This is a genomic window from Halobacterium salinarum DSM 3754, from assembly GCF_008124605.1.
Lineage (GTDB): Archaea > Halobacteriota > Halobacteria > Halobacteriales > Halobacteriaceae > Halobacterium > Halobacterium salinarum.
In genome coordinates this window covers 128,749-142,096 of record NZ_VRYN01000001.1, presented here as the reverse complement: position 1 = coordinate 142,096, position 13,348 = coordinate 128,749, and the positions used below count along the sequence as shown (strand labels likewise).

Annotated in this window: 11 protein-coding genes and 1 tRNA gene; 8 read left to right on the top strand and 4 right to left on the bottom strand. The window is 62.6% G+C overall.

The genetic code is table 11. The features are described 5' to 3' along the window. Positions 1-189 precede the first annotated feature (189 nt). On the top strand, positions 190-1,374 hold the full coding sequence (locus APQ99_RS00700; RefSeq protein ID WP_010903205.1) for an ATP-binding protein: 1,185 nt from the start codon (positions 190-192) through the stop codon (positions 1,372-1,374). 1 nt (position 1,375) lies between these two features. Beyond that, entirely contained in the window at positions 1,376-2,578 is a 1,203-nt protein-coding gene (locus APQ99_RS00695) for a DUF6414 family protein (RefSeq protein WP_012289367.1), read from the top strand. Positions 2,579-2,865: 287 nt separating this feature from the next. On the opposite strand, the gene APQ99_RS00690 is transcribed toward APQ99_RS00695, so the two are convergent. Next, the gene (locus tag APQ99_RS00690; protein WP_010890436.1) at positions 2,866-4,230 is read right to left on the bottom strand and encodes an IS66-like element ISH10 family transposase; all 1,365 of its coding nucleotides are present in this window, start codon (positions 4,228-4,230) and stop codon (positions 2,866-2,868) included. 489 nt (positions 4,231-4,719) lie between these two features. Beyond that, positions 4,720-4,794 (bottom strand) — tRNA-Val (locus APQ99_RS00685). Between the two features lie 193 nt (positions 4,795-4,987). Here APQ99_RS00685 and trpD point away from each other — a divergent pair. The 4 genes from trpD to trpG are packed head-to-tail and all read left to right on the top strand — an operon-like array spanning position 4,988 to position 8,824. Next, positions 4,988-5,998 carry an anthranilate phosphoribosyltransferase gene (gene trpD, locus APQ99_RS00680; protein ID WP_010903202.1) on the top strand — a complete coding sequence of 337 codons (1,011 nt, stop codon included), beginning with the start codon at positions 4,988-4,990 and terminating at the stop codon, positions 5,996-5,998. Next, positions 5,995-6,651 (top strand): phosphoribosylanthranilate isomerase, encoded by a 657-nt coding sequence (locus APQ99_RS00675; RefSeq protein ID WP_010903201.1) that lies wholly within the window; start codon positions 5,995-5,997, stop codon positions 6,649-6,651. The genes trpD and APQ99_RS00675 overlap by 4 nt, the downstream gene beginning before the upstream one ends. Beyond that, a complete protein-coding gene (gene trpE / locus APQ99_RS00670) occupies positions 6,648-8,231 on the top strand; it encodes an anthranilate synthase component I (RefSeq protein WP_010903200.1) in 1,584 nt (527 codons plus the stop codon). The genes APQ99_RS00675 and trpE overlap by 4 nt, the downstream gene beginning before the upstream one ends. Beyond that, positions 8,228-8,824, top strand: a complete 597-nt coding sequence (gene trpG, locus APQ99_RS00665) for an anthranilate synthase component II (RefSeq protein ID WP_010903199.1) — start codon at positions 8,228-8,230, stop codon at positions 8,822-8,824. The genes trpE and trpG overlap by 4 nt, the downstream gene beginning before the upstream one ends. A gap of 5 nt (positions 8,825-8,829) precedes the next feature. On the opposite strand, the gene APQ99_RS00660 is transcribed toward trpG, so the two are convergent. After that, positions 8,830-9,015, bottom strand: coding sequence for a hypothetical protein (locus APQ99_RS00660; protein WP_010903198.1), 186 nt, complete (start codon positions 9,013-9,015; stop codon positions 8,830-8,832). Positions 9,016-9,348: 333 nt separating this feature from the next. Here APQ99_RS00660 and APQ99_RS00655 point away from each other — a divergent pair, with 333 nt between their 5' ends. Next, entirely contained in the window at positions 9,349-12,504 is a 3,156-nt protein-coding gene (locus tag APQ99_RS00655) for an adenosylcobalamin-dependent ribonucleoside-diphosphate reductase (RefSeq protein WP_010903197.1), read from the top strand. Positions 12,505-12,567: 63 nt separating this feature from the next. Beyond that, positions 12,568-12,690 (top strand): HVO_2523 family zinc finger protein, encoded by a 123-nt coding sequence (locus APQ99_RS12910; RefSeq protein ID WP_010903196.1) that lies wholly within the window; start codon positions 12,568-12,570, stop codon positions 12,688-12,690. Here APQ99_RS12910 and APQ99_RS00650 read toward each other — a convergent pair. Beyond that, the gene (locus APQ99_RS00650) at positions 12,687-13,313 is read right to left on the bottom strand and encodes a TVP38/TMEM64 family protein (RefSeq protein WP_010903195.1); all 627 of its coding nucleotides are present in this window, start codon (positions 13,311-13,313) and stop codon (positions 12,687-12,689) included. The genes APQ99_RS12910 and APQ99_RS00650 overlap by 4 nt on opposite strands. Positions 13,314-13,348: the final 35 nt, after the last annotated feature.

Sequence of the window (13,348 nt, the reverse complement as noted above, 5' to 3'; positions counted from 1 at the left end):
GCTGCATAGGGGGGTCGGACCATTCGGGAGTAAAGTGTTCTCTTCCGGTATGATTGAGTTGTATGATAGCGGGGAGTTAGATTCGCATATCCCTTCGTGCAGAGCATGAGTTTATCACTTCGATAGCTATAGGATGCTAAACTACTTCACGCATTCCTCCCAAATATATCCACCTACGAGAACCTCATCATGGATGTTCATTTTGCAACTGTTAGATCGACAAACTCCTCTGAAGGCACATTAGATGTTCTAATAGACGGCCAGGCGGTCACAATAGAAGACAATACTGAGGGCGATAGATCTGTTGGAGATCTTGTGGAAGTTTGGATCGATAAAGGCGGAAGAGTGGCGGTGGAAGAGGTTGGCCGAGCATCGCCCTCCGTTGGGGTCATTCGGGAGGCGATTGGCGGAAACGAATATCTTGTTGAGCGAAATGGTCGAGTTGAGGTATGTGAATCTCTCGACGCTGAGAATCCAGAGGAAGGTGCGACAGTTAAGATATACGGAGGCAAGGTCACGGCAACGATTTCTGATGAAGTAATCGCTCCGAAAGGGATAGAAGATCGGTTTGGAGAACAGAATCGATCAAAAGCGTATCTAAAAGACCCTGAGGAGATTAGCGAGGTAGATTCAGGGTATGATGATGTGGGCGGATTAACAGACACGATAGAGGAAGTGAAAGATGTGGTGGAGATTCCACTTCGAGAGTCAGATAAGGAAACAAATAGATTCAACAAACACGGAGTTGAACCGGATACGGGAATCCTTTTCCACGGGCCACCGGGAACTGGAAAGACTCTGCTTGCGAAGGCTGTAGCAAAGGAAACCGGTTCCAGCATCTATCTTGTCAACGGGCCCGAAATAATAAGCAAATGGTATGGGGAGACGGAAGATATAATTAGAGAAATATTTTCTAATGCAAAGAAGAAAAAGCGTGCAATCATTTTCATTGATGAAGTAGACAGTATTGCCCCTGACCGCGGTGATACAAAACAATTTCAGCGAAAAATAGTTGCTCAGCTTCTCACTGAACTAGATGGGTTTGAACCGTTGAATGATGTTGTCGTGATTGGCGCGACCAACGCCCTCAATGAAGTCGATTCTGCAATCATCCGTCCAGGACGCTTTGACCGAAAAATCAAGTTCTCGAAGCCCACTCAAACCGAGAGAATGGAGATCATAGAAAAGATCACAAAAGACGTTGACTTCGGAGAGTCAGTTGACCTACAATTGTTTGCTGAATCTACTGATGGATGGACGGGAGCTGACCTATCAGGCGTTATTAGCCGTGCTGTCACGATATCGATAAGGCGAGAGGGGGATCTTGTAACGCAAGATGACCTCTTTCGGGCTATCAAAGGGGCTGGTGAGTAATATGGGATTGATTGATTGGATAAAATCGAGATTTTCTGAGGAGGAGGAGGAAGTAGAAAATGACCACTTACGGGAGTTTGTTTATCTTGATGAAACCAGCGTTGTGAGTTTGCTTGCTTCTTTGGAGGGAGAGATTACTGAGAGTCTCATCACTCGTTCAGAGTCAGTAAACCGGGAGCTGGGGAAGAGTAAAAAGGGACTCTCGGTCAAAGGAACGGGGTACAACCGAGTCAATGAGTCGGAAACACTGGAAAGAAGTGGATCTGAAACCATCCAGAGGTCAGTAATTCAATCTCGGTTTGACGAACTCTATGAATCCCGCAGGAACCAACTTCTTCTCCCTTCTGAAGACGGGATTGATCGTGAAGACATTCAGAGAAGGGAAATAATCAAATTAGATGGTTGTGTAAACGTAGCCAAATCGTACCGGATATTCAAAATCATCGAATATTTAGTAGATACATTTGAAGACATGGAAGGACTGGGAGACTCTGTTGAGGACATCTCCAATGAGGAATTTGAAGCTATTTCCGGGTTCCTCTCTTCATTATACGGTAATCAGATTCCAGTAACGGTTGAAGCGGTCAACTACAGGATTTACGAGGACCGTGTTGAACATATTCAGAATCTTGATTCCGTCGAACAAGGCAACCCGATTTCCATGGTTGCGTATCTCAACAGGGATTCCCTGTGGGACGACCCACTAACGGTATTTTCAGAGGATACCGAGTTTACGATATACGGTCGAGTGATTACAGATAAAGTGGACTGGAACCCTCTCAGACTTACGCGAGTCCTGGAAGAGCACTTCCCGGATCAAGCGAAACAAGTGAACATTGCGTTGAAAACTACCCTCCTAAACTTGGAGAAAGAGGGCGGTAAGTCGCAGATATCAATTGATGTTGAGAAGAGCCTTGAAGAAATGCTGTCTGATCTGCGAGAAGGCCTGGAGGGTCGAGGTCATACACTTGGCGGCTCCGATCTTACATCACTCACTTCGGACGGGATGTCGCCAAGTGCAGAGTTTGAGGAGTACACAGAAGCTCGTGAAGAGTTAGAACAGGTGTTGGATGAACTGAATGTTGATATGGATAGTGATGAGAAAGCCAAACTTCTCTGGGACATCATAACTGGAGAGGAAGGCCATATGCAGAAAAAGGATGATGTGGAGTTCGAGATTAAACCAATTGGGGTCTATTGGTAGGCGCTATTGCTTCCACGCTGGTTTTGCGAACATACTTTTCAACGGTTCTTCCATATTGGGATAACTCGATGAAAGCTGACGGTCATCCGGAAATTTCGCACGCTGAGTTGTCCTATATCTGCTCGCGGTTAGTGAGAAATTCTTCAACCCAGTTGGTTTACTTCATAGAGGCGGTTTCAATCTTTCCGGCTCGATAGGGTATCCACTCGGTACGTTACGCTAAGCACACATACTCGTGGGACAACCGAGATACGGAGTTCTGTGTTGTATTATGATCAGGTACGTGTTTACCCCGAGGTCTCGACAGCCGGCACAGCGTGAGCCCGTGAGAGCATCTCATTGCTGCTGACGACTCGACGAAGCTCTTCGTATGGATTGCGTCCCTGCTGGCGCCACGTCGCCAGCAGGGACAAGACCGTCTCGTGAACGAACATTCCTCGGTCATTGCGGAGCGTTCCGATGATTTTCCGGAGAACTACTGGCTCACGAAGCGCGTTCTCTGCGGCATTGTTTGTCGGAGAGACCGCTGGCTCACCGACGAAGGTGAGCCAGTGGTCAAGACCTCCTTCGATCTTCCCGAGCAGTGTTGCCACTGGTCCGTCGGGTACTGACCGTTCAATCAGCGATTCAAGCTCTCTTCGCGCCACACGCTGGAGGTCTGCTCTCTCACGAGGACTTGGGTCGCTCTCCAGCCGGGCCTGGAGAGCGACGTACACCTGTCTGAGAGCGTGGTAGATCGGTTCACCTTCTGCCTGCTTTTCGGCGGCGTCTTCAGCCTCTCGAAGAATATGCGCCCAACACCGCTGGAGGTTGCTGCTGAAAGCTGGGTACGCCGTCCACCCGTCACAGATGACCGTTCCCGCGAAGTCCTCGCCGAGGACTTCCGCGGGAACATCACTCCCGCGACTCTCTCTCACCGCGTATAACGTATGCTGAGCGGTCTTGAACGTCCAAATCCACGCCTGCTCACCGTCACGTTTGATGCCTGTTTCGTCGATGTGGACCACGTCGGCATCTTGGATCTCTCGACGGATCTGCTCGTACTCACAGCGACCGGCGCGCGCAGCGCGCTCGGTCGCGTGCCACGCGGATGCACCCGAGAGTTCGAGTTCATGCAGTTGCTCGAAGCGGTCAGCGATTTTCCGGTAGGGAAGGCGGTGATCGTACCGTGACAGAGCTGATTGAGCGATGACGTTCACCCCGAACTGCCCCTCATCGGGGCAGTCGGGGTGAGCCGCAACTGTCTCTGTTCCACAGGAATCGCACTGGTAGTAGTGGCGGTTGTACCGGGTGATTTCTGGGGGCTGCGGATCAGGGATCTCCTCGACGAGTCGGGGGCTGACGCCCACCGACTCGTCGAAGTGGTCGCCACACTCAGGACAACAGTCACAGGTGACTTCGATTTCTTCGTCGGGATCAGTTGTAGAACGCCACTCCGGGTCGTGACCGTCTTTTCGTCCGGGGGTGCCGCCGTCAGTTCGGACATCGTCGTCTTCGTCGTCTTGAGAGGTCGGGGACTCGTCAGTCCCCGACCGTCGCTTACTCGGCGGTGTATGTGGATTCTCGTATTTGCGAAGACGTGTTTCGAGTTCTTCGATTCGTTCGTCCTTCTGCTCGAGTTTCTCCTCCAACTCGTCGATTCGCTCTTCCATTTGGAGAAACCGTGAGAGAAGTTCGTCTTTGCTGAGGTCATCCCTATCCACTATGACCACCTCAGCGTTACCTCAGCAGGGTCACCGGGATGGTCTCCGAGCGGAGACCATCCCTGAAGAAGTTCAATTAGCCCTTGCTGAGGGTGCATATCTCCCCGATTGGTCGCCTGCTACGAGACAGTGCCGAAATTCACTGGGGCTAAACACGTACATGATCAGCACTCTCTATGCATCCATTCGCTTCTTTCGGAACGCCTGGTATAACGACCAATATCATCACTTCCGAAAACGACACCTGCAAGGAGAGGTTCCTACAGTTGAAATAACCGATAAATTCTACGAGTTGGAGCGTGTCCTTGAAAGTGAATCGCCACACGGTTCTGTGATGGGGTGTGGAAAGCAGTTCTGCGGTTCAATTGAGAACGACAGTTAGACAGAACCCCTGCGCGGCTCGGGGGTCAATTCCTTGAGAAACGAACGCGGCGTGAATGGGTTGGGGCGGATTTGAACCGCCGACCTCCTCCATGTCAAGGAGGTGTCATAGCCTGACTAGACCACCAACCCTCGCGTCATCTCGCTGCATTCCTTCGTAGCCCGGGGGTACAGTTGAAGGTTTCGAATCGCAGAAGGCACGACGGCCGTGGGCTCCGTCGTGGTGTCCTCCCCCCGAGCGATCACGGTACCGTTCCCCACGACACGCTTAAGTTAGCGTACAGTCTTGTACACTACAACCCAACATCGTTCATTGGTGACCACAATGCAGGAATACATCGAGCGCGTCGCGGCCGGCGAGGACCTCTCGCTTGACGCCGCCCGCGACGCCGTCACGACGCTGTTCGAGGACGCCACCGACGCCGAGATCGGCGCGCTGCTCGGCGCGCTGCGCGCGAAAGGCGAAACGGAAGCCGAAATCGCCGGCTTCGCGCAAGGCATGCGCGACGCCGCCATCACCGTCGCGCCCGACTGCACCCCGCTGGTCGACACGTGTGGCACTGGCGGCGACGACTACGACACCATCAACGTCTCCACGACCGCCGCGCTGGTCGCCGCCGGCGCGGGCATCCCGACCGCCAAACACGGCAACTACTCCGTCTCCTCGGCGTCGGGCAGCTCCGACGTGCTCGACGCCCTGGGCGTCGAGTTGGCCACCGACCCCGCCGCCGTCGAAGCCCGCATCGAGACCGACGGCATCGGCTACATGCACGCACCGGCGTTCCACCCCGGCATGGAGGCCGTCATCGGCCCACGGCGTGACCTCGGGGTTCGCACGATCTTCAACCTCCTCGGCCCGCTCACCAACCCCGCCCGCGCGGACGCCCAGGTCGTCGGCGTCTACGACCCGGCCCTCGTCCCCGTGCTCGCGCGTGCGCTCTCGCGCATGGCCGTCGACCGCGCGCTCGTCGTTCACGGCGCTGGCCTCGACGAGTTCGCGCTCCACGGCGACTCCACGGTCGCGGAAGTCGACGGCGACACCGTCACCACCACCACCGTCTCGCCGTCGACGTTCGGGCTCGCGGAGGCCCCGATCGACGCTGTCGCCGGCGGCGGCCCCGAGGCCAACGCGGCCGACCTCCGGGGCATCGTCACCGGCGAGCTCACCGGCCCCAAACGCGACATCGTCGTGGCGAACGCGGGCGCAGCCATCTACGTCGGGGGTGGCGCTGACTCGCTCGCGGCCGGTGCCGACCGCGCCGCCGCCGCCATCGACTCCGGGGCCGCCGCGGACACGCTCGCCGCGCTCACCGACGCCCACGCGGTGCAGCAATGACTCGCGTGAAAGTCTGCGGGCTGACCACCGAGCGCGACCACGCCGCGGCCGTCGCAGCCGGCGCGGACGCGGTCGGCATCATCGCCGACGTCCCCGTCGAGACGCCCCGCGAGGTCAGCGTTGAGACGGCCACCGCGCTGCGCGCCGCCACCCCACCGTTCGTCACCAGTGTCCTGGTCACGATGCCGGCCACCCCCGAGCACGCGGTCGACCTCGTGCGGACGGTCGCGCCCGACGCCGTCCAGTTGCACGGCGATCTGCCAGTCGGCGACGCGGCGTACGTCGCCGCGAACACGCCGTGCCCGGTGATCAAAGCGGTCACCGCGGGCGACCAGTCGGCCGCCCGCTACGCCGACGTCGTCGACGCGTTGCTCGTCGACTCCCCGCCGACGGACGACGCCGGTGCCGGCGGCGGCACCGGCCGCACACACGACTGGGCCGCAACCCGCGCGTTCGCCGACCGTGTCGACACGCCGGTCGTGCTCGCCGGCGGACTCACCCCAGCGAACGTCGCCGACGCGGTCGACACCGTCGACCCGTTCGCCGTGGATGTCGCCTCCGGCGTCGAGGCGCGTCCCGGCGAGAAAGACCACGCGGCCGTCTCGGCGTTCGTCGCGCGCGCCACAGCCACGCCCGACCCCACCCTCACATGATCGAAACCGACCGCGAGACGTTCACCGCACTCGCCGACGATGGCCCCGCGATCGTGCGCGTCGCCGCCGACCTCGATATCGACGTGGCACCGCTGACGGCGTACGACGCGCTCGTTGCCGACGCCGACGACCACGCCTTCCTGCTTGAGAGCGCCGAAAAGACCCCCGCCAGCGACCCCGACGGGGCGTTTACCCCCGACACGACCACCGAAGAGACCCGCCACGCCCGCTACTCGTTCGTGGGCTACGACCCCGCGGCCGTCGTCACCGTCGACCCCGACGACACGACGATCACGCGGCTGCGCGACGACCCCATCACCGACCTGCTGGACGCCCCCGACCACGCCACCGGAGATGTGCTTGACCGCCTCCGGTCGGTGATGCCCGCGGTCCCGCGCCGCAACATCCCCACCGAGGACCGCCAGCTGCTCGATGGCGGCCTGGTCGGGTTCCTCGCCTACGACGCCGTCTACGACCTCTGGCTCGACGAGGTCGGCGTCGAGCGTCCGCCGACGCCGCTGCCGGACGCGGAGTTCGCCGTGACCACGCGCACGCTCGTGTTCGACCGCGCCACCGACTCCGTCTCGCTCGTGTGCACGCCGGTCGCCGACGCGGACACCGCCACGGACGTCTACGACGCCCTCGAAGCCGAAGCCAAGCGCGTGCAGGCCGTGCTTCGGGACGCGACCGCGCCCGCCACCGCCGGCATCGAGGTGACCACCGAGCGCGCCGGCGACCGCGACGCCTACACCGACGCCGTCGAGACCGCCGCGACCGCGGTCCGGGACGGCGAAGTGTATCAGGCGGTGGTTTCACGCACGCGCGAGCTTGACGGTGACATCGACCCGCGGGCGCTCTACGACGCGCTGCGCGCGGTCAACCCCTCGCCGTACATGTTCCTGCTCGCGCACGGGGACCACACGGTCGTGGGTGCCAGCCCGGAGACGCTGGTCGCGGTCCACGACGACACCGTCGTCACGAACCCGATCGCGGGCACCTGCCAGCGCGGCGCCAGCCCGGTGGCGGACCGCCGCCTCGCCGGGGAGATGCTCGCCGACGAGAAGGAACGCGCCGAACACACGATGCTCGTGGATCTCGCGCGCAACGACGTGCGCCGCGTGAGCGCGCCCGGCACCGTCTCGGTGCCCGAGTTCATGCGCGTGCTGAAGTACAGCCACGTCCAGCACATCGAATCCACGGTCACCGGGACGCTGGCCGCCGACGCCGACGCCTTCGACGCGACCCGCGCGGCGTTCCCGGCGGGCACCCTCTCGGGCGCGCCGAAGGTCCGCGCCATGGAGCACATCGACGCCATCGAAGCCACACCGCGGGGCATCTACGGCGGCGGCGTGGGGTATTTCTCCTGGACCGGTGACGCGGAGCTCGCGATCACCATCCGATCCGGGACGATCACCCACACCGGCGACGAGGACACGCTCACCGTCCGGGCCGGTGCGGGCGTCGTCGCCGACAGCGACCCGGACGCCGAGTACGAGGAGACCGAGGCGAAAATGGACGGCGTGCTCGCGGCCGTGGACCGACTCCGGACGACCGACGACGGGGAGGCGGTGCACCGATGAACGTCGTGGTCGTGGACAACTACGACTCGTTCACGTACAACCTCGTGGAGTACCTCTCCGCGCAGCCCCGCGACGACCACGCCCCCGACGTGACGGTCCTGAAAAACACCGCGTCGCTGGCCGCCGTGCGGGCCGCCGACCCCGACGCTGTCGTCATCAGCCCCGGCCCGGGCCACCCCGATACGCCCCGCGACGTGGGCGTGACGACCGACGTGTTGCGCGCGGTCAGCCCGCGCGTGCCGACGCTCGGCGTCTGTCTCGGCATGGAGGCCGCCGTCCACGAATACGGCGGCACCGTCGGGCGCGCCGCCGAGCCGATGCACGGCAAGACGACGCCCGTCTCCCACGATGAGACGGGGATCTTCGCGGACATCCAGCAGGACTTTCCCGCGGCGCGATACCACTCCCTGGTCTGCACGTCGATCCCCTCGTGCTTCGCGGTGACGGCGACGACCCGTGATGGGTCGCTCCCGATGGCGATCCGCCACCGCGACCACCCCCTGGCGTGCGTGCAGTTCCACCCGGAGTCGGTGCTCACCGGCGTGGGCCACGACGTCATCGGGAACTTCCTGGACGCCGCCGCGGCTCACTGACACGCCTACAGGAGGACCGAAACCACCCAGAGCCCGGCGACGACGACTGTCGCCGCGGCGACCAGCTTCCACGCGATACTCAACAGCAGCCGTCCGATGAACACCAGGGCAGCCATCGCACCCAACGCCAGCAGCGCTGTTCCTAAGGGCGAGTTCGTGACCCCGGCCAGCGCCAACAGTGGAGTGGACATACCGGGGGCCACGACCTGGGTCGGCGTAAGTCTGTGGGAACACCCCTTTCGTTCGAGTGGATGTTGAAACTGAAAGGGTGGTCCCGTCACCCGATTCGTGGGTGCACACACCGACCACTTTCACTCCGGTTGGGGAGGCTTCATAGGCCGCCCCGTCGTACGCCAGAGACACGCCGCAGTGGGTGGCGCACGCGGCCCGGCCAGGGGTGCCGAAAGAACACAACTACTAACCCCCTGTGCCGGCTACCAGTGTGTCGTTCCCGAACCCGACGATCAGTCATACATGAATTCCGAATCCACTACAACACCGACTGTTGTTCAGCGTGATAGCCAATGAGCTCCGAGGACCTCTCCGCGGACGATCTCACCCTGCCGGTCAAGCGTGTCACCGGTGACAGCCTCGAAGACCGGCTCACTGCGAACGCCTACCACAACATCCTCCCGGCGCGGTATCTCCGGAAAGACACCGACGGCGAGCACGTCGAATCCCAGGAGGACCTCTTCGAGCGCGTCGCGAAGAACATCGCGCTCGCGGAGGTCGTCTTCGAGTCAGACGACCCAGTCACGGCCACGCCCAGCCAGCTCAAACCCGACCACCCACGCCGCGATGAACTCGCCGCCGAGGTGTTCGGGTCCGACGTCGATCCCGACAGCGAGACGGCGACCGTCGAGCTCACCGACAGCAACATCAACAAGTTCGCCTACGACACGGTCGTTCCGGAACTCGACGATCCCGAGGTGCGCGAGCACGTTGAGGGCGTCGCCGCGGAGTTCCAGGATCTGATGGCGTCGCTGTCGTTCATGCCGAACTCGCCGACGCTGATGAACGCCGGCGACGAGCTCCAGCAGCTGTCGGCGTGTTTCGTCGACTCGCCGGACGACGACATCACGGACATCCACCAGACCGCCAAGGAGGCCGCCGAGGTCTTCCAGTCCGGCGGCGGCATGGGGTACGCGTTCTGGCAGCTCCGGCCGTACGGCGACACCGTCGGCTCCACCGGCGGCATCGCCTCGGGGCCCCTGACGTTCATGGAGACGTTCGACCAGATGTGCGAAACCATCGCGCAGGGCGGCGCGCGGCGGGGCGCACAGATGGCCGTTATGCGCGTCAGCCACCCCGACGTCGTGGAGTTCATCCACGCCAAGAACAAGGACGTCTCGCTGGCCCAGACGCTGAAGCTCAACGACCCCGACGACTACACGTACACCGAGTTCTCGGAGGCCCTCGAAGAGGCCCGCGACCTCATCGACGAGGACGGCCGCGTCCCCGAACACCTCCGGAACGCCGTCGAGGGGCACCTCTCGAATTTCAACATCTCGGTGGGCGTCACCGACGGCTTCATGGAGGCGCTTGAGGCCGGCGAGGAGTACACGTTCACGAACCCGCGCACGGGCGAGGCCCACATCGCCACCGAAGAGACCAAGGAGATGTACTCCCGGTACGGGCTGGGCCACTACGTCACGCCCGGCGAGGAACTCACGCTGCCCGCCGAGGAGCTCTGGAGCCGCATCGTTGAGGGTGCCCACGAGAACGGCGAACCCGGCGTGATCTACCTCGAACGCGTCAACGACGAGCACTCCTTCGACGTCGAGGAGCACCCCGACCACCGCATCCTCGCGACCAACCCCTGCGGCGAGCAGCCCCTCGAAGAGTACGAGGCCTGCAACCTCGGGCACATCAACCTCTCGACGCTCGCCGCCCAGGACGCCCCCGACTGGCGGGTCTGGAGCCAGACCCACGACTTCGACACGCTCGAAGCGGGCGTCAGTCGGTTCCTCGACGAGGCCATGGACACCGACGCCTTCCAGCGCCGCATCGAGATGGGCACGCGGTTCCTGGAGAACGTCGTCACGATGTCCGACTTCCCCGTCCCGGAGATCGAGCAGAAGGTCTCGGAGATGCGGAAGATCGGCCTGGGCGTCATGGGGCTGGCCCAGCTGTACATCCAACTCGGCGTGAAGTACGGCAGCGAGGAGGGCAACGAGATCGCCAGCCAGCTGATGCAGACGATCAACCACGACTCCAAGACCGCGAGCCACGAGCTCGCCTTGGAGCGCGGGAGCTTCGACGAGTGGGACAACTCCAAGTTCGCGGCCCCCACGGAGTACGCCGACTGGTTCGAACACCACACCGGCGAGGACGCCGCCGACTGGGCGGACGGCTACCCGATCCGCAACCACAACACGACGACCATCGCGCCCACCGGCACCACCTCGATGGTGGGCAACACCACCGGTGGCTGTGAGCCCATCTACAACGTCGCCTACTACAAGAACGTCAGCGACGACGTGCAGGGCGACGAGATGCTCGTGGAGTTCGACGACTACTTCCTGCGCACCCTGGAGGACAACGACATCGACGTACAGGCCGTCAAAGAGGAGGCCCAAACGCAGATGGCGAACAACGACTTCGACGGCGTCGACGGGCTGACGACGGTGCCCGACGCCATCGGTGAGCTGTTCGTGGTCACCAGCGACCTCTCCGGGAAGGACCACGCGGCCGTCCAGACCGCCTGCCAGAACGGCGTCGACTCGGCCATCTCGAAGACGTGTAACTTCCCGAACGACGCCTCCGTCGAGGACATGGACGAGGTGTACCGCTACATCTACGACAACGGCGGGAAAGGCGTCACCGTCTACCGCGACGGCACCCGCAGCAAGCAGGTGTTGACGACGCGCGCGGACAACACCGAGTTCTCCGGGCTGGACGAAGAGGAGGCCGCCGCCGCGATGGTCGACACCATCCAGGAGACGTTCGGCGGCATCGAGGGCTTCCTGGAGAACGACGACATCCAGGACGCGTTCGGCGCGGACCTCCGCGAGCTGTTCGCGACCGGCGACGACGCCGCCTTCGACGAGGAGGACTTCGCCGAGAAGCAGCCCCGGCCGGACCTCCTGCACGGCGTCACGCAGCGCGTCGACACCGGGTACGGGAAGCTCTACGTCACCATCAACGAGAACCCCGAGCGCGAACGCCCCTTCGAGCTGTTCGCGAACACGGGCAACTCCGGTGGCTTCACCGGCTCGTTCACCGAGGCGCTGGCGAAGACCATTTCCGTGGCGCTGCGGTCCGGCGTCGACCCCGACGAGATCGCGGACAAACTCCAAGGGATCCGGTCGCCGAAAGTGGCCTGGGACAAAGGCGAACAGGTCAACTCCATCCCCGACGCCTTCGGAACGGCGCTGCGGCGGTACCTCAACGGCGACGTCGACCGTGCGGCCTACCCCCAGCAACAACACCTCACCGAGATCGACGCCGACGACGCCGCCCACCACGAGACCGACGGCGGCGCTGCCGAGTCGCTGGGCGGTCCCCAGGGACCGACCGGTGCCGGCGAGAGCGCCGACGCACAGCAGCAGTCCCAGGACGCGACCCAGTCGCTGATCGACGCCGGCGAGAGCCCGGAGTGCCCCGAGTGTGGGGCGATGACGCTGTACTACAGCGAGGGCTGCAAGACGTGTGAATCGTGTGGCTGGAGCGAGTGCTGACACAGCAGTAGCCGCCCGCGTGTGACGAACACGCTTTTGTTCGCCGCGACGTAGCGATCGTGTATGCCGACCGAGGCTCCGGGGTGTCCGCGGTGCAGCGCCGCCCTGTTCAAGCGCCACTGCAAGTACGTCTGCCCACAGCACGGCGTCGTCTATGACTGCGCGGACACGTTCTGGCTGTCCTAAGCCCGGCGGAGCCGCCGGTACGCGATCGGCGCGAGGAGCGCCGCCGCCACCGCGCCGCCCGCGATCGCGTACGCCGGCGTCACCGACGCGCCGAGCGGATCGAACGCGTCGAGCGTGTTGCCGACCGCAACCGCCCCGACAACCCACGGCAACTCCCCGACCAGTGTCCCGATCCCGAACACGCGAGGGGTGACGCCGCCCGCGCCCGCAGCGGCCGACACCGGCTCCGCGGGCGTCGGTGCGATGCGGGCCGCGACGAGCCCGCGCAGCCCGCCGGCGGCGTCGAAATACCGCCGGCTGCCCGCCGAGAGGCGGCCGAACACGCGCCCGTCCCTGGGCGCACCCCGTCCGATCAGGTACGGCGGCAGGCTGGTCGCGACGGCACCCGCCAGGGCGACCGGAACCCCCACGACCAGTCCGTATTTGAACCCGACGAGCAGGGACAGCGCGCTGATCGGCCACGCCAGGAACGGCCGGACCGCATACAGCGCGACCAACACAGCCGGAAACCAGGGACTGGCGGCCGCGTGTCGGAGTGCACCGAGCACCCGCGTCGGCCGGACGACCACCGCAGCCGCCGCGAGACCACCGCCAACCGCGAGCCACGCTGCGTACCGTCGCATCCCCAGGCGGTAGCCGTGACGGACACAAAAGCGCC